Genomic DNA, 18,615 nt, shown 5'->3' on the forward strand with positions numbered 1-18,615 from the left:
CAAGGCGCTCTTTGTCATAATGACGGCCGGCGAAATTTCCCATGAGAGAAAAGGAGCAGCCAATGATCATTCGTCAGGCAAGGGCCGCAGATATTCCCACACTGGTGGCGCTGCGCATGGAGCTGTTTTGTGAGGTCGGTGAGTTGGTGACGCCGCAGGCAGACCCGGCCTTGTGGCAGGCCACCCTTGACTACTTTACCCGGGCGATGAGTGAAGAGAGGGCTCTATCCTGGCTGGCTGAGGCCGATACGCAGGAGGGCGGCAAACAGATCGTGGCGGCAGGGACGCTGGCATTGTTTGAACGGCCGCCCTATCCCGGCAATCTGGCGGGGATGGAGGGGTATCTGCTCAACATGTATACGCGGCCACAATGGCGCCAGCAGGGGATCGCCACGGCGCTGCTCGATGCCATAACGGCCTTTGCCAGATCGCGTCAGCTGGGAAAGGTGTGGCTCCATGCCAGCGAGCAGGGGCGTCCACTCTATGAGCGGATCGGCTTTGTCGCCAATCCGGCCTATCTGGAGTGGGATCTGGCACCTTAATCGATGGGACCCCGTTATCCCTCTGCTTTCTCGTCTAAAGTTCATGCAGATGTGATGTAGTTGTAAACAGGTAACAGAGGGGCAGGGCAAGATGTTCAACTTCAAACTCAAAGCGGAATTACAAGCGTGTCAAATGCAGTTGGCCCAGGCCCAGGCATTTATTGATGCAGTAAAAGTCGGTGTCGCTACCATCAGTTTCACACCAAGTGGCGAGATCCTCGAGGCGAACCCGCTGTTTCTGAGTGTGGTGGGCTATAGCGAGCAGGAGGTGATTGGTAAACACCACCGGATCTTTTGTGATGCCCACTACGCCCAGTCATCCTCCTATGCCCAGTTTTGGGAACAGTTGCGTCAGGGGCATTCCCACAGTGGCATCTACCAGCGCATTGACAAACATGGCAGGGAGTTGTGGCTGGAGGCTACCTACTTCCCGGTCAAGGTTGAGGGCAAGGTGGTCAGGGTCGTCAAGATAGCCTCCGATATCACCGAGAGTTATCAGCAGTTGAGTCGTCAGAAAGCGATCATCTCAGCACTCGATCGGGCACTCGCCATTATCGAGTTCACCCCCAAGGGGGAGATTGTGACGGCCAATCAGAATTTCCTCTCCTGCGTCGGTTACTCCCTTTCGCAGCTCAAGGGGCAGCATCACAGGCTGTTTTGCGATGAGAGCTTCTATCACGAGCAACCTCACTTCTGGGACGATCTGGCCCACGGCCAGCTCAAGTCGGGGCTGTTCAGTCGTCGTGACAGCCACGGCAACGAGATCTGGCTGGAGGCTACCTACAACCCCATCAAGGATGAGAGCGGCAAGGTGGTCAAGGTGATCAAGTTTGCCAGTGAGGTGACAGAGCGGATCAAGCGCGCCCAGGCAGTGAGCGAGGCGGCCAACATAGCCCAGACCATTTCGCAGGAGACCACCCGCTTTGCCGAAACCGGGTCTGAACTGCTGGCGGCATCGGTTGCCATCTCCAGCGCCATTTCCGAACAGGTGAGCCGCACTTCCGGTCTGATTGGCCAGCTCAATGAGCAGTCGAAAAGCATTGAAGCCATCGTATCGACCATCAGCAGTATTGCCGAGCAGACCAATCTGCTGGCCCTTAACGCCGCCATTGAGGCAGCCCGGGCCGGCGATCAGGGGCGCGGTTTTGCGGTGGTGGCCGACGAAGTACGTCAGCTGGCTGCGCGCACCTCCCTCTCGACCGGCGAGATCGCCAGCGTGGTTCAGAAAAACCGCGAACTGACGGCCCAGATCACCGGCAACATCAATGAGGTGGCCACCAGTGCCCAGCGTGGCAAGGAGCAGATCGGCGAGGTGAGTGGCGTGATGTCACAGATAGAGCAGGGCGCCATCAATGTGACCGAGACAGTCTCCAATCTGGCCATCGGCTCCTGACGGTTATTGGTTGTTGAACGAGGCACCGAATGGATGATTATTCCATCGGTGCTTATTTATTGCTCACTTGGCACGCCAATCTGAACTCTTCCTGTATCACCCCGCCATTGTGAATTGTCCTCTTCTGGCCCCTTGATTAGGCTTGCCGCCTCATTTATTTCAGAGTAGGAACAGAACACGATGGCATTACAACAGAAGGGGCGGGCAATGGCCCTGCTGGTTATGGTCGCGAGCATGGGTCTGGGCGGCTGTATGGGGCAGATGGGGCTTTCTGGCATGGTCACCAAGGGCAACCTGAGCGTGGTGGATAACCGCTACGCTCGTGCCGGGGTCTTTATGCTGCTCTCCCCTGTCTACGGTCTGGCCGCGACCGCTGACCTGTTCGTCTTCAATACCATTGAGTTCTGGTCTGGCAAGAACCCCATCACCGGCAAATCTCCGGCTGTGGTGGACATGAAGGCCAATCCGGTGATCAAGGTGAACCAGCATCTGGATCCGGCCCTCAAGACGGTGCCGCTGGCCATGCTGCCACAAGGGGTGCGTGAGGTAGAGATCAGCTACCCGGACGAGCATACCGCCCAGATGGAGGTGCACTATCTGGATGGCCGCCGCAGCATGATGCGTGGCGAGAAGCGTGGCGAGTTGATGGATATCTACTTCGATGGCCGCTTTGTCTCTACCCTGAGCCGTGCGGAGCTGGAGCAGATGAGCGAGAACGCCCGCACGGCGGCCTGATCATCAGTGCCTATGCCGACAGGAACGCCCCGCCACTGCGGGGCGTTTTGCATTGGGTTTAGTCCGGCTGCTTGCGATGGGGCGGGGTGAGGATCAGACCCAGCAGGCGGCGCAGGTGAGTCAGCTGCTCGGTCAGCTGGACGTTGAGCCAGAGGTAGCCATTGATGGCCGCCTCGGTATTGGGGGGGAGCGATACCTGGGTTGCCAGCTCGTGCAGGCGGGCGATGGCGGCATCCGCGCCACGCCCGTCACCGGTTTGCATCATCAGGGCAAGCTGGTTGATCGCCTCCTCGGTGGCCAGATGGCAGGCTTGCAGTGCAGCCGTGCTCTGCATCAGGAAGTGGCTATCCCGATCGTTCCAGTAGGTGTTGGCCAGCATCTCAAGAGTGCAGAGGGTATTGCGCATGGTGACCTGCACCGCATCAAACAGGGCGACGCTGTGGCGTGTCTCCTTGGCCGCAGGGGCCAGCAGGGCCCGCAGTTTGCCGGTCTGGGCCAGCAGTTGGGAGAGATTGTGCTTGAGGCGCGGGCGCTCCAGCACATTGGGGGAGAGGTGGGTGTGATAGAGCCGCCCCGACTGCTGCAGGATCTGGTGCAGTTGCAGCCGCCAGTGGCTGTAGGCCCGCTGGGGATAGATGCTGCAAAAGAGCAGCGCAAGCAGGGAGCCCAGTATCACGTCGGCACTGCGCCACAGCGCCGTCTCTATATCTCCCGGCATGGCCCCCATGGTGACTCCCAGGGTGATGCCGATCAGCAACCCCACATAGGGGCGCTTGCCGAGGGCCAGATAGCCGCAGAGAAACATGATGCACCCGCACCAGATCAGGGTGAGTGGCAGCGAGTAGATCTCGAGATAAAGTGCCACCACCCCGCAACTGGCGCCGAAGATGGTGCCCACCACCCGCTGCAGGGCGCGGGAGAGCACATTGCCCCAAAACGAGATGGGGCCCATCACCACCACCAAGGTTATCAGCGGCCAGGTGCTCTCCGGCAGTTTCAGCTCGCGGGTCAGCAGAAAGGTGAGCATAAAGGCGAGCGCAATGCGCAGGCCATGGACGATCCGGTAGCGGCCATAGACCAGCAGATCGAGTCGGGAGAGGGGGGCATCAAGACGCACGGTCTGCCTCCTGTCAGGTGGGGGACGGGGCGCCGTGCATCCGGCCGACGCCCCGTCGGGATTTAGGCCAGTCGTCCCTGCAGGGGGTGGATCCAGACCCGTTCGCCAACGGCGATCCCGGGTTGATCCGGTACGATTTCAATCAGGCAGTTGGCATCGGCCATGGAGCTGAGAATGCCCGAGCCCTGCGGCCCCGTGGTGCGCACCCGCAGCTGGCCGTTACGGTCCTGATGGAAGATGCCGCGCAGAAACTCGGTGCGCCCCGGGCGGCTCTTCATCTTCTCGTCCGCCAGTGCCGAGAGGCGCAGCGGCTGCCACCGCTTGCCCTGTAGGCGGGCGATGGCGGGCTCGACAAACTGCAGCACGCAGATCATCGCCGCCACCGGATTGCCCGGCAGGCCGAAGAAGGGGGTCTGCCCCAGCTTGCCAAAGGCGAGCGGGCGGCCCGGGCGCATCTGGATGCGCCAGAAATCGATCTGGCCGAGCTCTGCCAGCACCAGCTTGATAAAGTCGGCGTTGCCTACCGAGACCCCACCCGAGCTCAACACCAGATCGGCGCTGGCTGCGGCCTGCTCCAGCTGCTGGCGCAGTATGGTCTTGTCATCGGGAATGATGCCAAGGTCCATCACCTCGCAACCGGCGGCGCGGATAAGGGCCATCAGGGTGAAGCGGTTGCTGTCGAAGATATGGCCGGGGGCGAGCTGCTCGCCCGGCGCTTGCACCTCGTCGCCGGTACTGAACAGCGCCACTTTCAGCGGGGTGCGCACAGTGAGACTGGCTTGACCGAGGGATGCCGCCAGCCCCAGCTGGGGGGCGCCAAGCCAGGTCCCGGCCGGGATGGCGACCGCGCCTTTGGCGAGATCTTCGCCGGCGAGGCGCACATTCTGTCCCGCCCGGATCGGGGCGGTGACCGTGACCCACTCCCCTTCAATCAGCGTCTCTTCCCGCATCACCACGGTATCGACACCGGGGGGCAGCGGGGCACCGGTCATGATCTGCACCGCCTGACCGGCCAGCACCGGTTCATGGCGTTGCTGGCCTGCCAGTACTTCCCCCACCAGTTGCCAGCGGCCGGCGGCGAGATCGTCGCTTCGAAGGCCGATGCCATCCATCGCCGAGTTGGCGTGGGGCGGCACATTGATGGGGCTTATCAGATCGGCGGCCAGCACGGCGCCGTGGCACTGGGCCAGCGGTTTTTCGGAGCAGGCGTTGCTCGGGGTGAGGGCCGCCAGAATGGCGTTGCGGGCCGCCTCGACCGAGAGAAAGCCCTTGCCCGCCTCCGGCTCCTTGCTCTGGCAGCCGTCAAGCCAGCGGCAGACGAAGTCGGCAATGGCCGCCAGATCGTTGATATCGAGGCGGGGCAGACTTGTCTGCTGTTGTTCGCCACTCTGTTGGGGCTGATCGCAAGCCAGCGCGATGATGTCGCCGTCTTCGGGGAAGAGCAGCGGCTTGCCAATCTCGGCGCGGTGCAGCTCGATTTTCGGGAAGTGTTCGTGCTTGAACCCCTCGACCAGCAGCAGATCGAGCTCTGTCTGATCGAAGCTGGCCAGCAGCTGGCGAAAATCGGCTTCGGCCAGTTCCGTTTCAATGATACGGGCATGACGACGGCGGGAGGCAACCATCATCTGCTTGGCACCCGCCTTGCGCAGGCGATGGCTGTCTTTGCCCGGCTGGTCGATATCAAAGTCGTGGTGGGCGTGTTTGAGCACCCCGATGCGCAGGCCGCGATCCACCAGCAGGGGGATCAACTGCTCCAGCAAGGTGGTCTTGCCGGTGCCGCTCCAGGCGGCGAAGCCAAGCAGGGGAAGAGTGGGGGCCGGGGTCATGAGGTGACTCCTTGTTGGGGGTCGATAGCCGGGGCAAGCAGACGGGCCTCGTAGGCGGCCAGCTCGGCAGGGCTATTGAGATTGATAAAGGCATCCGGCTGATCGGCAAAGCTCACCACCGCCATATTGTGGCGGGCAAACCAGATATCGATTTTGCGCTCTCCCTCTGCCAACGCAGCGGTGAGGGAGGGGAGCAGGGATTTGTGCAGCAGGGCCACCACGGGTTGCAACCAGTCGCCATCGTGGGCAACTACCAGCTCGGTATCCGGGGTCAGGGCGGCGCGAAAGCGGCTCATCAGATCCAGCGGCAGGGCGGGGCCATCGCAAGGGACAAACAACACCCAGTCGTGACGGGCGGCAGCAAGACCTGCCTGCATGCCCGCCAGCGGGCCGAGATAGTCGTTGTTGTCATCGCTGATGACCGGGGCCAGCGCCTGATAGCGGGCCTGACTGCGGTTGGCGTTGATCAATACCTCATCTACCTGGGGGCGCAGGCGCGCCAAAACATGGTCGATAAGAGGGCGTCCCGCCAGTGCTACCCATCCCTTGTCTTCGCCCCCCATCCGGGTGGCGCGGCCTCCTGCCAGGATCACTGCTGATACGGCAACGGGATCAGAGTGGCTGTCGCTTTTTGAAGTCATGTCGCTCGATGATTTTTAAAGGGGTCGTCTCTTGCAGCTGGCCACGGGCGAGGGTCCATTGCCGCTCGCACAGGTCGGTCAGGGCATTGCTCTGGTGGCTGATGACGACCAGGCCGCTGCCATGTTCCCGCAGATCTTGCGCCAATGCGGCCATCAGGGCAACCGAATGTGTATCCAGATTGGCGGTGGGCTCATCCATCAGCAGAAAGGCAGGTTGCAGCGCCCAGGCTCGAGCCATCGCCAGCCGTTGCCGTTCGCCACCCGAGAGAATGCTGATGTGCTCCCGCGCCAGCCCCTCCAGCTCGACCCGGCGCAGCGCCTCGAACACCCGGATCTCGCTGCCGAGCTGTTTATCCAGCGCCCAGGCCACGTTGTCGTGCACCGTGCGATCGAACAGATAGGGAGTCTGGTGCAGATAGGTGACCCGGCCCGGCCCCAGACCCCGCTTGAGCAGCCGGTTGAGCCGCTGTTGCCAGCGCCCCGGCAGATTGGTGTGGCCGCGGGTGGGGGTCAGCAGCCCCGCCAGGATCTTGAGCAAGGTGGTCTTGCCCACCCCGTTGGCCCCGTGCAGCCAGATGGCATCCCCCGGTGCGATGGCGAGCCGGTCAATCTCGAACAGCTGGCGCTCGCCAAAGCGCATCGTCAGCTGGTGGGCGGTCAGGGCCATGGGGTACTCCTGTTGATACACAGTGGGGGCATGGTCAGTTCTTCAGATAGCTGTGGCCGCGACACGCCGTCAGCAGCAGGTTGAGCAAGAGGGCGAGGGTGAGCAGCACTATGCCGAGGGCCACCCCCTGGGTGAAGGCCCCTTTCTGGGTTTCCAGCGCGATGGCGGTGGGGATATTGCGGGTAAAGTGCAGGATATTGCCCCCCACCATCATGGAGCAGCCCACCTCGGTGACGATACGGCTGAAGGCGCCGATGATGGCGGCCAGCAGGCCAAAGCGGCACTCGTGCATCAGGCCGATCAGCGCCTTGGGCCAGGAGACCCCCAGGGTCAGGGCGGTCTCCCAGGCGCGCCGGTCGCTCTGGACAAACGCCGCGTGAGCCATGGTGGCGATCACCGGGAAGGCGATCAGCATCTGCCCCACCACCATGGCCTGCTGGGTAAAGAGCAGCTTCCAGTCGCCAAAGGGGCCGGCCCGCGACAGCAGCATGTAGAGCAAGAGGCCAATCACCACGGTCGGCACCGATTGCAGGGTATTGATGCAGGAGAGCCAGAGCCAGCGGCCGGGCAGCGGCAGATAGGCCAGCGCAAAGCCCAGCAGCAAGGCGGGCAGCAGCACCAGCAGCAGGGCGATGCAGGAGACGGAGAAGGAGACCCCCACCACCTGCCACAGTTCGGTGTCACCACTGAACAGCAGGGCGAGGGCTGCTAATGTCGTGTCGATCAATGTCGGCATCAGACCTCTCTCTCATAGTGCAGGGCGAGGGCCGTCAATAAGGTCGTGTCGAGCAGGGTCGGCATCAGGCGCCTCCCTCAGCGAACCGGGGGAGGGCCATCAAGGTCATCGCAGGGGTCGGGGTTGCCATTATTTCCCGTTGGCATCCGCCACAAACAGCGCTTGACCGGCTACCTTGAAGTCGCCGATCAACTTCTGGCCATGCTCGGAGACCAGCCAGTTCTTCAGGGTGCGCGCCCCTTCGGTGTTGAGGTCCGGGTAGCGCTTGGGGTTGACCAGGATCACCTGATAGGGGTTGAACAGGCGCTTGTCACCCTCCAGCAGCACGGCGAGATCCAGCTTGCTCTGGTAGGCGAGCCAGGTGCCGCGGTCGGTCAGGGTGTAGGCACCGAGCTCCGAGGCCATGGTCAGGGTCGGGCCCATCCCCTGGCCGATGGACTTGTAACCGGCAAACTCGGGTTTAACGTCTGCGGCTTGCCACAGGGTCTTCTCCTTGATGTGGGTGCCGGACTCGTCACCGCGGGAGATAAAGGTCTGGCCCTGTTCCTTGATGGCTTGCAGCCCCTTGGCCGCGTCGTGCAATTTAGCCAGACCCGCCGGGTCTTTCGCCGGGCCGACGATAACGAAGTCGTTGTACATCAGGTGTACCGGCTCGATGCCAAAGCCCGCATCGACGAACTTCTTCTCGGCAGAGGGGGCGTGGGTCATCACCAGATCCGCGTCGCCATTCTCGCCCATCTTCAGGCTCTGGCCGGTACCGGCCGCCATCACCTGCACCGGATAACCGGTCTCCTTGGTGAACTGGGGCAGCAGCCAGCCCAGCAGACCGGACTGCTCGGTGCTGGTGGTGGTGGCGAGTCGGATCGGCGCTTTTGTGGCATTAGTATCCGCTTCGGCGTGGGCCGCACCGGCGATCAGCAGGCTGGCGGCGAGGGAGAGGGCAAAACGTTTGAGGCAGGTTTTAATCGTCATCGTGATGCAACTTTTTTCAGGGTGGATGAGGAGAGGGCAAGAGTAAGCAAGCAGGGTGCCAAACTGTTTCTGATAACAGAGATTAGCTCTTTGCCCTTAAAAAACAGTTATTTAATGGTGGCAATTAGGTGAGCCGGTTATCGCTTTTAATAATTGGTGTTGGTGATTTTGCTGCGGGAAGGACAAAATGTCCCACAAAGGTTCCGGTTATCGGGACATTCTTCGACCTTACCTGTATTCGAGGTACTTTTTTCCATGACAGCCTCTCCCGGTCTCTGGTCTGCCCTCTCCCTGCTTATCGTTGACGATGAGCCCGGCATGCGCAGCTTTCTGGCCAAGGCGCTGGCCAAGCGTTTCGCCCAGATAGAGACAGCCGCCAGTGTGGAGGAGGCGGAAGCCTTGCGCTGCCGCCTTCACTTCGATCTCATCATCGCCGATATCCGGATGCCGGGACGCTCCGGTATCGAGTGGCACGAGGCTATCGAGCCCGGCACCCGTCGCAGCGACATCATCTTCATGACCGGTTTTGGTGATATGGAGACCGCCCTCAAGGCGCTGCGTCTGGGAGCCTGCGACTTTATCCTCAAGCCTTTCAACCTGGAGCAGATGGTGCAAGCGGTGGACAGGGTCATCGAGCGCCGTCAGATGGAGCGGGAGAACCTGCTGTTGCGTCGGGAGGTGAGCAAGCTGTTCCCGCCCACTCTGATCGGCGACAGCGCCAAGACCCGCGAGCTCAAGACCCTGATCGCCAGAGTGGCCCCCTCCAACGCCGCCGTATTGGTGGAGGGGGAATCCGGCACCGGCAAGGAGCTGGTGGCCCGCGCCCTGCATCAGCTCTCCGGCCGGGTGGGGGCCTTTGTGCCCCTCAACTGCGCCTCTATCGCCCCGGAGCTTCTGGAAAGCGAGCTGTTTGGCCATGTGCAGGGGGCCTTTACCGGCGCCCGCAAGGGGCGTGACGGCCTGTTCCGGGTCGCTCATCAGGGGACGCTCTTCTTGGACGAGATCGGCGAGATGCCCCTTGCCATGCAGGCTTCCCTGCTGCGGGCGCTGGAGCAGAAGGCCATCCGCCCGGTGGGGGCCGAGCGCGAATTGTCGGTGGATGTGCGCATCGTCGCCGCCACCAATCGCAACCTCAAGGCCGAGGTGGAGGCGGGCCGCTTTCGCGAGGACCTCTTCTATCGCCTCAACGTGGTGGCGCTGCCGGTTGCACCCTTGCGGGATCGCATTGACGACATCCCCGCGCTGGTACACCACTTTACCCGCCAGCTCACCGCCGAGATGGGGATGGGCTCCTTGAGCTGGACCCACGAGGATGTGGTGGCGATGCAGGCCTATCCCTGGCCCGGCAACGTGCGCGAGCTGCGCAACCTCATTGAGCGCTGCCTGCTGCTGGGCAAGCCGCCCGCTGAATATTGGCAGAGCGTCAAGCCTGCCGAAGCCGGCGGGAGCGAGGCGGGCTACCCGCTGGAGTGGCCATTGGCGGAGGTGGAGAAGGCTCATATTCTGCAAGTGGTGGCGAGCCATGATGGCAACAAGTCGGCCGCTTCCCGGGTGCTCGGGGTGGCGCGCAAGACGCTGGATCGCAAGTTCAAGGAGTGGGCCATCGAATGATAAAGGGTGATCGGATGTGGTGGCGATGAAACTGACTCTGCTCCCCCGCTGCGTGCGAACCAAAGTGCGCTGGCGCCTGCTGTTGCTCACCTCGGTACCCATCATGCTCACCCTGGCGGGCATGATAGGGCTCACCCTCTACTGGACCCTCACCTACAGCTGGCAGAACCTGCTCACCACGGTGCGCAGCGACCTTGGCGTCGCCCATCATGCGGTCAGCGTGCAGCAGCAGCGTCAGGCCGAGCACCTCGAACATCTTCGGGATGCCTGGGCTTTTCAGCTGCGGCTGCGTGAGTCACCAACCCGGCTGGACGAGTGGGTGATGCCGCTGGCTGCCAACTATGGTCTCGATTTTCTGCGCCTGCGTAGCGGCGCCGAGCTTCAGGCTCTGACGGCGCAGGAGCTGACGACCCTGAGTGCCGGACGCAGCGTCAGTCACTTCGTGGTCTGGTCGCAGCAGGAGATGCTCGCCCTCTCCCCGCAACTGGCCAAGCGAGCCGTGCTGTGGCAGCGGGATGGCACCAAAGCGGTGGAGAGCCGGGGGCTGATCAGTCTGTCATTGACGCCTGTGATGGGGCGCGACGGATCCCTTTGGGCAGTGCTGGAGGGGGGGGAGCTGATTAACGGCAGCACCCGGCTGGTGGATGAGATCAAGGGTCAGGTGTTTGCCAAAAACACCCTGCCAGAGGGGAGCATAGGTACGGTCACCCTGTTTCTCGATGATCTGCGGGTGAGCACCAATGTGCCGGTCAGCAGCAGCCGTCAGGTTGGCCGGGCGGTGGGCACCCGGGTCTCGCCCCCGGTGCGCGAACAGGTGCTGGGGCAGGGGGATATCTGGATAGACCGCGCTTTCGTCCACGACGCCTGGTATGTCTCCGGCTACGAGCCGCTGCTGGGGGCCAGGGGCGAACGGCTCGGCATGCTCTATGTCGGCTTTCTCGAGTGGCCCATCATCCGCACCTACCTCACCAATCTGGTGGAGCTGGGCTCCGGCGTGGTGCTGCTGTTGCTGCTCTCCGGCCTGCTGGTCTATCGCGGCGCGCGGGATCTCTTCACCCCCATCGAGCGGATGCACAAGGTGGTGCGGCAGGTGCAGACCGGGGAGTCGGCCCGCATCGGCCCGCTGGCCCTCGACCCCGATCACGAGCTGGCCCAACTCGGTCGCCAGTTTGACGCCATGCTGGACAGGCAAGAAGCGCACCAGCAGCAGATGGCTCGCAGCGCCGACGAACTGGAGCAGAAGGTGGCCGAGCGTACCCAAAGCCTCGAGCTCAAGACTGCCGAGCTGGAAGATCATATCCATATGCTGACCGAGGCGCGCCAGCAGTTGCTGATCAGCGAGAAGCTGGCGGCCCTTGGCGAGCTTTCGGCCGGTGTGGCCCACGAGATCAACAACCCGCTGGCGGTGATCCTCGGCAATGTGGAGCTGATGAAGCTGGAGCTGGGGGAAGCGGCCGAGCCGGTGCGCGAAGAGCTGGCGCTGGTGCTGGCCCAGATCGAGCGCATTCGTGCCATCACCCGCAGCTTGCTGCAATACTCTCGCCCTGGCGATTACGAGACCGCGCCGGTGTGGCAGCACCTCAACCCCATCATTGAGGAGAGCCTGACTCTGGTGCGTTCCGCCCTGCGCCAGCAGCAGGTGGAGCTGGTGGCCGATCTCAGGGCCCTGCAGCCCATCGAAGCGGATCGCCAGCAGCTGTTGCAGGTGCTGATCAACCTCCTGGTCAATGCCAGTCACGCGCTGGGGGAGCAGGGGGAGATCCGGGTCGAGAGCCGCGACTGGGTCGATGAACTGGGTCAGTTGCGCGGGGCCGAGGTGCGGGTGATCGATAACGGCAGCGGCATCGAAGCGGCGATTATCGACAAGATCTTCGACCCCTTCTTCACCACCCGCGCTACCGGCACCGGGCTGGGTCTGGCCCTGAGCCACCGCATCATCAGTCGCTGGGGTGGGGAGCTCTTGGTGGACTCCACCCCGGGGCAGGGGAGCTGCTTTACCGTGCGGCTGCGCAGCCACGCCCTGCTGCCCAGCGGCAGCGAGCCCGCGAAACTGGAAGGGTGGCGCATTGCGCTCAATGCCGAGGGGCGTGAGACAAGCGATTGAGGCTGTTATAAAAAGGCCCGTGATAAAAACAGCCCGTCAACATGGTTGGCGGGCTGTTTTGTCGGTGGGTGAGTGGTTATTTACTGCGGACTCCACACCAGCTTGCCGCTTTGGGTCAGGTCATAGCCGCCGAGGCGGGCCGCCAGCTCGCGCCCCTCTGGGGATTGCAGCCAGCCGATCAGCTGTTGCAGCAGGGTACGAAAGAAGACCCCCTGCGGCATCACCAGATCGAAGCACTCCTGCGACAAGGGCATAAAGCCGAGGCCAAACTCGGTGGCGGTGCTCTGGGCGCCGGGCCCGACATCCGCATCGCCGCGGCTGATGGCGGCAGCCAGCTCCCGCTCGCTGTTGACCTCAAGGGTGCGTTCCAGCCGGGTCAGCGACTCCCCCTGGGTTTGCAGCCACTCCTGCAGGGCGCGCTGGCTGCCGGCGCCTTCCTGACGCATGGCCCAGCGCCAGTCGAGCGCCTCTTTCGCCTCCTTGGGTTGCAACCCCTGGCGCAGCACCAGCCCCTGCACCCGGCGAAATCCATGAACGATCACCCATTGCCGGTGGCCCTGATACTGCTGCACCAGCGCCGGGTGGCGCAGGTGCGCCTCCTCGGCCTGCCCCCAGTGGATGGCGCAGAGATCCACATGGCCGCGCGCCAGCATCGCCAGCCCCTGACGGGTGCCGCACGGGGTGTAGCCCACCAGTGCCTGGGTGCCGAGCTGCTGCGCCAAGCGGCTGCTGGTGTAGTGCAGCAGCACGTCGTCCGAGCCTGCCAGCAGCAGCCGGTCGTTCATCACCCCCTCGTGGCAACTGCCGAGCAGCCAGCGGTCGAGCAGGGAGCGGGGAAACAGCCACTTGCCGGTCGCCTTGGTGGCGGGGATGCGCGCCTCGTTGGCGAGCTGGTAGACCTTCTTCTCGTTGAGATCGAGGTATTCCGCCACCTGCTTCACATTCATAAATTCGTTCATGACTTAATCCCGCATCCCGCGACCAGCCGGACTGGGCGCCAGCACCGGCGGCTTCTCGTCCAGCACCATATGGTCGTGGCCGCTGAATACCTCGAAATGGCGCCCCTTGGCGCGGGCAATCATGGTGATGCCGAGCTGGCGGGCCAGATCCAGCCCCATCTGGGTGACGCCGGAGCGCGACAACAGCACTGGAATGCCCATCTGCGCCACCTTGATCACCATCTCCGAGGTGAGTCGCCCGGTGGTGTAGAAGATCTTGTCGTGGCCACTCTCGCCGCGCATCCATAGCTCGCCCGCCAGGGTATCCACCGCATTGTGGCGCCCCACATCCTCGACAAAGGAGAGGATCTCCGCGCCGCGGCAGATGGCGCAGCCATGCACCGCACCCGCCATCTTGTAGGTTTCGTTATGGGCCGACAGCGCCTTGAGCAGGGCGTAGAGGGTGCTCTGTTTAAGCTCGGGCGCCGCCAAGACCACCCCTTCGAGCTTCTTCATCACGCTGCCATACATGGTGCCCTGACCACAGCCGGAAGTGACCGTCTTCTTCTCCAGCGATTTGTCGAGATCTTCAGCCTGCTGGCTGCTCACCACGGCGGCGGCCTCGCTCTCCCAGTCGACGATCACCGACTCGATGGCCGAGATATCCTCGATAAAGCCCTGATTTTTAAGGTAACCCAGCACCAGCGCCTCGGGGCGGGCCCCCAGCGTCATCAGGGTCACTATCTCCTTCCAGTTGAGGTAGACAGTCAGTGGCCGCTCACAGGCGATTTGGCGGGTGTTCATTGTGCCCTGTTCATCCATCACCTCGACGGCCATGGTGAGCTGGGCGGCTGCATTGCTTTTGATAAAGGTCGGTGTCATGGGCCCCTCGCGACCGGTTGCCGGGATCTAAGGGGAGGGATACAGCAAGTTTTGTTCCAGATTGTTTATTCGGAAGGGGAGCCTCATGGGTTTGATGAACTGTAGTTATTATACGGAATGCTCTATTTCACCATGAAATTGCTAGACAAATTGGTATTAGGGTATGAAAATATTCGCTATAGATATTTTTGTAAATTAAATATCAGTTAACTCTGATAAAAGGGTTTGATGTGCGTAAATTCATTCAGTTATTAACAGCTTTTATTGCTTTAACGGCCCATTGGTGCATTGCTCAAACACCAGATGCAGCACTATCCAATCTCTCACAAGAGATGCGCGACTGGGTCAATCGTTCATGTCCTAGTAGTTTAGGTCCGTCTCTTTGGTCAAGTTGCGTTGTACGTGAAGCATCTGCAGCATCGCAAGGAAAACCTAATCTTGGACATTTTCAACCAGATATTCGTACTTGGATAACAAGTAGCTGCCCTGATTCTCTTGGGCCATCTTTGACAATCAATTGTCTTATCCGAGAAAGCACTGCTGTATCTAATGCTAGTCTCGATATTTCATCTTTGAATGAAAAGCAGCGTCAGTGGTTGCTAAGTGTTTGCAGTCCTTCTCTTGGCCCGAGTCTATTTATTTCATGTGCTCAGAGAGAGTCGGCAGCATTACATGGAATTCAATCTATCCCACAAAAATCTGCTAGTGTTCCTCCGCAACCACCTAGGACTATGAACCGAGGGGGAAAATATAATAGTTATGAAATTGAAGTGGCTCACAATGATGAGTTATTCATTATAAACGGAGAGAAGTTTGAAGCACAGACATATTGCTTAGGATGGGAAAAAGGAGATGAAGTCATTTTTATTGATGGAAGTCCCTATGGTGTTTGTGTAAGTGCAACATTACTTAATTTAAGAATGCAAGAAAAATGTGATGTTTGGTGTGAGTAATTTAAATAGACAGTTATTACTGCTGAGTTTCACTAAATTCAGTTCTGATTAGATATGCGGACAAAGAGTTAATTACTGGGAAGCACCATCATCTCGCATCTTGGGCTAAATAATAGGTTGGCGTTGAACGAAGTGAAGCCCAACGTTTACCGCAAACATTCTTATCAAGGCAATAATCGGATAATTCGGTGTTATTCGATTATCGTCATCCCTGCTGATTAGGTTCTGGCGGATTGGTCTTACGCCGCATGTTGGGCTTCGCTGCGCTCTGCACCAACCTACGCCCGCGCCAACCTATATCCCGCACGACGACCCAACCCGCATCAAACCCCATCGGCCACCAGACCGGCCTTGGCCCCACTCTTGCTATGTCTTATCCCATTGATGGCCGTGGCCGCCATAAATCTCCTGCTCTGATCTGCCTCGAATTGGGTGGATCACGGGGGAGGGCGACCCGGCAGAGACCTTCTGATGGGAGCCGTGACAGTGCAAGAGACAACCAATACCTTGCCCCCGCAGCGCTGGCTGCAACTGGAGTTAAAGGCCATCGACAGCCAGGTTGGCCGCTGGCAGAGCCGCCGTTTCGAGATTGCGGCGCTCCACCCCGCCGAACCTGAGGCGGCCGGTGCGCTGCCTCTTACCCTGTTTCGCGATGAGCGGGGGGATTATCGCTTCAATTTGAGCTCCGGCTCGCCCCGCCTCTTTGTCACCGGAAGCCGTGTGGACAGTGGCTTTGTGGCTGATGGCCTGACCCTGAGCCAGACCGTGGCCGCCGCCTATATGGATGGCGAGCGGCAGGTGCTCTCCTGCCCGCTGCCCGAGGCGCTGCAAGCCTGGGTGGAGGCCTTTATCGGTCGCCATGGCGAGCTGCTGGAGGCCCGTCGTAAGGGCAAGAAGGGCAAGGGACGGGCGCAGGATCAGCTGGGAGTCGATAGCCAGGATCAAGCCAGCTGCGGCGCCGTCAAGGCCACCGGCCCCGATGGCCGTGAGCGTGGCAGTGACAGCGGAAATCGCGCCCATGAGTGAGTTCCTCAAACGTTGGTCGTCTCGCAAGAGTGAGGCGCGCAAGCATCAGGCATTGCAGCCACGGGAAGAGGTTATCCCCGAGGCAGTTGCCGCCCCTATCGAAGGCAGTGGCGAAGGTGAAACACCAGATACATCGCTGGATAGCCCCGTAGTCAGCACTGACAAGGGGAGCTGTGAATCCCTTGCCGTTGAGGGGACCGAGAGTGGCGAACCGCAGCTAACAACAGCCCAGCCGGGCAAGGCCAAACTCCCCGACAGGGAGGCGCTGCGGGCCATGTTTCGCAGCCACAAGCCGGATGGGCTCGACGACTACACCCAGGATTTCAGCCAGCCCGAATTGCTGCCTGCGGCCCTGACCGCTGGCCTGCGCAACTGGCTGGTAGAGCAGGTAACCGCCCCGGAGAGCGAATCGGTCAATCTGGCCAGCGGATCCGCGGAACCGGTTGTGCTTGCCAGCGAACCTGCCGCCGAGCCGCCCGAGCTGGCTGATAACCATTCTCAAACCCACAGCGACGATCGGGACATTTTGGTTTCCTGTGGTGGACAAAATGTCCCAACTAAAGGTGAGGGAATGGAACCCTCAGGATCCTGACTCCCTGTCAGTCACTTTTTTTCCGAGGGAGTTGGCTCGCCTCTTGCTCTCTCGGCTTACCAACAAGCGCCCATCCCATGAGGTGGTGCGCACAGGAGCGTATGTGAGCACTGAACAAACATTGCCAAATCTGGGCCCAAATCTAGCCTCCAATCTTGCCCATGGGGCGGGGGCGGTCGAGCATAACGCGCGCGCTCGCGCCTATGCCCTGCAGCATACGGTCAAGACCGACAACCTGATACCGGCCACTGTCTCTTACCAGAGTCAGGGGTGCCTGCTGCTGGTCGGCCCGGAAGATCGTATTCGCCGCGCCGCCAGCCTGCTGCCAGCAGGGGTGAAGCCCACCCTGCTGGTGAGCGAATCGGTTCACGATGCCGAGGCGGCCGATCTCGAAGCCATTTTCGATGCCACCGCATCCCTCGCGGCCCTGACCCTGCGCGAGCCGGGCCTGACAGGGTATCTCGGCCAGTTTCAGCTCACCGGCCTCAATGGGCAGGGGGAGCGGGTTAATCTGGCTGCGCTTTGCTTCCCACAACAAGGCTTTCCACACCAAGCGGCTGCTGTTAGTGAACAGCCACGCGAGCCGCGCTTTGATCTGGTGGCCGATCTGGGCCGCGCCCCGCTCTTTGCGCTGGAGCGTCCGCCGGTTGGCTATCTGCATCTGGCTGATGACACAGACTTGGCTGAACAGCTCGCCGAGCTCTGTGCCCTCACCGGTATCTTCGACAAGCCGCGCTATTTTCGCCTCGACCCCGAGGCCTGCGCCTTTACCGCCCGCGGCGTGCCCGGTTGCAGCCGCTGCCTCGATGTCTGTCCGACCGATGCCCTCAAGCCCATCAATGGTCGCATCCAGATCGATCCCCATCTCTGTCAGGGCTTTGGCAGCTGTGCCTCTGCCTGTCCGACCGGGGCGATTGCCTATCACCAGCCCGATGCCAACACCAGCGGCGACTACCTGTTCCGCCTGCTCAAGCACTATCGGGAGGCGGGCGGCGACGCGCCGCAGCTGCTCATCGCTGGTGAAAACGAGCGCGAATGGGTGGAAGCCGAACTCACCCGCCTGCCCGCCAACTGGCTGCCAGTCTGGATGGAGGAGAGCGCGAGTTTAGGCATCGAGAGCTGGTTTGCCGCCCTCGTCTATGGCGCCAGCGCGGTGCGCATTGCGCTGGGCGACGATGCTCCCGCCAGTGTCCGTGCGCTGGTTGAGCGAGAGCTGGCGAGCGCCGCCGTGCTGTTGGCGGGCGCTGGTCTTGCTGCCAATCGTATTGCTCTGTTTAACGGCGATGCCGAAATGGATGAGTCTCTTTACGCGCAGTCAGCCGTTGCCCTGTTGGACAAGCCGCTGAAAGGAGACAAACGGGAGAACCTGTTTGCCGCCTTCGATGCCCTCTGGCAAGCCAACAATGGCGGCCGCGAGCCACTGGCGGTGCCCCACGGCGCCCCTTACGGCAGCGTGGAGCTGAAAGAAGCAGACTGCACCCTCTGCATGGGCTGCGTGGCGGTCTGCCCGAGCCGCGCCCTGCATGCGGTGGGTCATGCGCCCGGCCTCAACTTTATCGAGCAGGACTGCATCCAGTGCGGCATGTGCGAAAAGGCGTGCCCCGAGCAGGCCATCGTACTGGTGCCCCGTCTGCAACCTGTGCCCGAGGCGCGCCGCGCCGTGCAGAGTTTGAAATCGGAAGAGGCGGCCTGCTGCATTCGCTGCTCCAAGCCGTTCGCGCCCGCCTCGATGATCCGCCGCATCCAGCAAAAACTGGCCGGTCACTCCCACTTCCAGAACGAGGCCGCCCAGCGGCTGCTGATGTGCGAGGAGTGTCGGGTCAAGGATGTGTTTGCGGCGCTGGCGGCGGATCCCGTCTCCCAGCTCAAGGTGTGAGGGC

The 18,615-nt window shown here is 61.5% G+C and carries 17 protein-coding genes; 9 read left to right on the top strand and 8 right to left on the bottom strand.

From position 1 onward, the window contains the following. The first annotated feature begins 62 nt into the window (after positions 1-62). The 3 genes from G5179_RS03230 to G5179_RS03240 all read left to right on the top strand — a co-directional run bounded on the left by G5179_RS03230 (position 63) and on the right by G5179_RS03240 (position 2,670). Entirely contained in the window at positions 63-542 is a 480-nt protein-coding gene (locus tag G5179_RS03230; protein ID WP_216978274.1) for a GNAT family N-acetyltransferase, read from the top strand. A 91-nt stretch (positions 543-633) separates the two neighbouring features. Next, positions 634-1,935 carry a methyl-accepting chemotaxis protein gene (locus tag G5179_RS03235; protein ID WP_088868722.1) on the top strand — a complete coding sequence of 434 codons (1,302 nt, stop codon included), beginning with the start codon at positions 634-636 and terminating at the stop codon, positions 1,933-1,935. A gap of 180 nt (positions 1,936-2,115) precedes the next feature. Next, entirely contained in the window at positions 2,116-2,670 is a 555-nt protein-coding gene (locus G5179_RS03240; protein WP_088868723.1) for a DUF3332 domain-containing protein, read from the top strand. 58 nt (positions 2,671-2,728) lie between these two features. Here G5179_RS03240 and G5179_RS03245 read toward each other — a convergent pair whose 3' ends face one another. From G5179_RS03245 to G5179_RS03270, 6 genes are all read right to left on the bottom strand, one after another. Then, a complete protein-coding gene (locus G5179_RS03245; RefSeq protein WP_421257864.1) occupies positions 2,729-3,787 on the bottom strand; it encodes an FUSC family protein in 1,059 nt (352 codons plus the stop codon). Positions 3,788-3,849: 62 nt separating this feature from the next. Beyond that, the gene (locus tag G5179_RS03250) at positions 3,850-5,613 is read right to left on the bottom strand and encodes a bifunctional molybdopterin-guanine dinucleotide biosynthesis adaptor protein MobB/molybdopterin molybdotransferase MoeA (protein ID WP_421257865.1); all 1,764 of its coding nucleotides are present in this window, start codon (positions 5,611-5,613) and stop codon (positions 3,850-3,852) included. Continuing rightward, positions 5,610-6,254 carry a molybdenum cofactor guanylyltransferase MobA gene (gene mobA, locus G5179_RS03255; protein WP_111900511.1) on the bottom strand — a complete coding sequence of 215 codons (645 nt, stop codon included), beginning with the start codon at positions 6,252-6,254 and terminating at the stop codon, positions 5,610-5,612. Before mobA ends, G5179_RS03250 begins: the two co-directional genes overlap by 4 nt. Next, entirely contained in the window at positions 6,226-6,921 is a 696-nt protein-coding gene (locus G5179_RS03260; protein ID WP_279463502.1) for an energy-coupling factor ABC transporter ATP-binding protein, read from the bottom strand. The genes mobA and G5179_RS03260 overlap by 29 nt, the downstream gene beginning before the upstream one ends. 34 nt (positions 6,922-6,955) lie before the next feature. Then, positions 6,956-7,657 carry an ABC transporter permease gene (locus G5179_RS03265; protein ID WP_019446238.1) on the bottom strand — a complete coding sequence of 234 codons (702 nt, stop codon included), beginning with the start codon at positions 7,655-7,657 and terminating at the stop codon, positions 6,956-6,958. 129 nt (positions 7,658-7,786) lie between these two features. Next, positions 7,787-8,629, bottom strand: a complete 843-nt coding sequence (locus G5179_RS03270; protein ID WP_201907223.1) for a substrate-binding domain-containing protein — start codon at positions 8,627-8,629, stop codon at positions 7,787-7,789. A 255-nt stretch (positions 8,630-8,884) separates the two neighbouring features. On the opposite strand from G5179_RS03270, the gene G5179_RS03275 reads away from it, so the two are divergent. After that, positions 8,885-10,240, top strand: coding sequence for a sigma-54-dependent transcriptional regulator (locus G5179_RS03275; RefSeq protein WP_111900509.1), 1,356 nt, complete (start codon positions 8,885-8,887; stop codon positions 10,238-10,240). Between the two features lie 25 nt (positions 10,241-10,265). After that, positions 10,266-12,344: a sensor histidine kinase gene (locus tag G5179_RS03280; RefSeq protein ID WP_421257866.1), complete on the top strand. Its 2,079-nt coding sequence runs from the start codon at positions 10,266-10,268 to the stop codon at positions 12,342-12,344. Between the two features lie 80 nt (positions 12,345-12,424). Here the strand turns inward: G5179_RS03280 and G5179_RS03285 are convergent, their stop codons facing one another. Together G5179_RS03285 and G5179_RS03290 are read right to left on the bottom strand one after the other, a co-directional pair. Continuing rightward, positions 12,425-13,291 carry a substrate-binding domain-containing protein gene (locus tag G5179_RS03285; protein WP_421257931.1) on the bottom strand — a complete coding sequence of 289 codons (867 nt, stop codon included), beginning with the start codon at positions 13,289-13,291 and terminating at the stop codon, positions 12,425-12,427. A 15-nt stretch (positions 13,292-13,306) separates the two neighbouring features. After that, positions 13,307-14,164: a formate dehydrogenase accessory sulfurtransferase FdhD gene (locus tag G5179_RS03290; protein ID WP_323968682.1), complete on the bottom strand. Its 858-nt coding sequence runs from the start codon at positions 14,162-14,164 to the stop codon at positions 13,307-13,309. Between the two features lie 230 nt (positions 14,165-14,394). On the opposite strand from G5179_RS03290, the gene G5179_RS03295 reads away from it, so the two are divergent. From G5179_RS03295 to G5179_RS03310, 4 genes are all read left to right on the top strand, one after another. Further along, positions 14,395-15,117, top strand: coding sequence for a hypothetical protein (locus G5179_RS03295; RefSeq protein WP_421249307.1), 723 nt, complete (start codon positions 14,395-14,397; stop codon positions 15,115-15,117). Positions 15,118-15,588: 471 nt separating this feature from the next. Beyond that, positions 15,589-16,143 (top strand): DUF3305 domain-containing protein, encoded by a 555-nt coding sequence (locus G5179_RS03300; protein ID WP_204381330.1) that lies wholly within the window; start codon positions 15,589-15,591, stop codon positions 16,141-16,143. After that, on the top strand, positions 16,136-16,735 hold the full coding sequence (locus tag G5179_RS03305) for a DUF3306 domain-containing protein (protein WP_421257867.1): 600 nt from the start codon (positions 16,136-16,138) through the stop codon (positions 16,733-16,735). The genes G5179_RS03300 and G5179_RS03305 overlap by 8 nt, the downstream gene beginning before the upstream one ends. Positions 16,736-16,838: 103 nt before the next feature. Next, positions 16,839-18,611, top strand: a complete 1,773-nt coding sequence (locus G5179_RS03310; RefSeq protein WP_421257868.1) for a 4Fe-4S dicluster domain-containing protein — start codon at positions 16,839-16,841, stop codon at positions 18,609-18,611. Positions 18,612-18,615 lie beyond the last annotated feature (4 nt).

Origin of the sequence: Aeromonas sp. 600886, from assembly GCF_049174935.1 — a bacterium.
GTDB lineage: Bacteria > Pseudomonadota > Gammaproteobacteria > Enterobacterales > Aeromonadaceae > Aeromonas > Aeromonas veronii_A.

What these genes read in the sequence shown, in the direction of transcription:
- G5179_RS03230 (WP_216978274.1), top strand. Translation starts at nt 63, where the DNA reads ATGATCATTCGTCAGGCAAGGGCCGCAGATATTCCCACACTGGTGGCG.
- G5179_RS03235 (WP_088868722.1), top strand. Translation starts at nt 634, where the DNA reads ATGTTCAACTTCAAACTCAAAGCGGAATTACAAGCGTGTCAAATGCAG.
- G5179_RS03240 (WP_088868723.1), top strand. Translation starts at nt 2,116, where the DNA reads ATGGCATTACAACAGAAGGGGCGGGCAATGGCCCTGCTGGTTATGGTC.
- G5179_RS03250 (WP_421257865.1), bottom strand. Translation starts at nt 5,613, where the DNA reads ATGACCCCGGCCCCCACTCTTCCCCTGCTTGGCTTCGCCGCCTGGAGC.
- mobA (WP_111900511.1), bottom strand. Translation starts at nt 6,254, where the DNA reads ATGACTTCAAAAAGCGACAGCCACTCTGATCCCGTTGCCGTATCAGCA.
- G5179_RS03260 (WP_279463502.1), bottom strand. Translation starts at nt 6,921, where the DNA reads ATGGCCCTGACCGCCCACCAGCTGACGATGCGCTTTGGCGAGCGCCAG.
- G5179_RS03265 (WP_019446238.1), bottom strand. Translation starts at nt 7,657, where the DNA reads ATGCCGACATTGATCGACACGACATTAGCAGCCCTCGCCCTGCTGTTC.
- G5179_RS03270 (WP_201907223.1), bottom strand. Translation starts at nt 8,629, where the DNA reads ATGACGATTAAAACCTGCCTCAAACGTTTTGCCCTCTCCCTCGCCGCC.
- G5179_RS03275 (WP_111900509.1), top strand. Translation starts at nt 8,885, where the DNA reads ATGACAGCCTCTCCCGGTCTCTGGTCTGCCCTCTCCCTGCTTATCGTT.
- G5179_RS03280 (WP_421257866.1), top strand. Translation starts at nt 10,266, where the DNA reads ATGAAACTGACTCTGCTCCCCCGCTGCGTGCGAACCAAAGTGCGCTGG.
- G5179_RS03285 (WP_421257931.1), bottom strand. Translation starts at nt 13,291, where the DNA reads ATGAATGTGAAGCAGGTGGCGGAATACCTCGATCTCAACGAGAAGAAG.
- G5179_RS03290 (WP_323968682.1), bottom strand. Translation starts at nt 14,164, where the DNA reads ATGACACCGACCTTTATCAAAAGCAATGCAGCCGCCCAGCTCACCATG.
- G5179_RS03300 (WP_204381330.1), top strand. Translation starts at nt 15,589, where the DNA reads ATGGGAGCCGTGACAGTGCAAGAGACAACCAATACCTTGCCCCCGCAG.
- G5179_RS03305 (WP_421257867.1), top strand. Translation starts at nt 16,136, where the DNA reads ATGAGTGAGTTCCTCAAACGTTGGTCGTCTCGCAAGAGTGAGGCGCGC.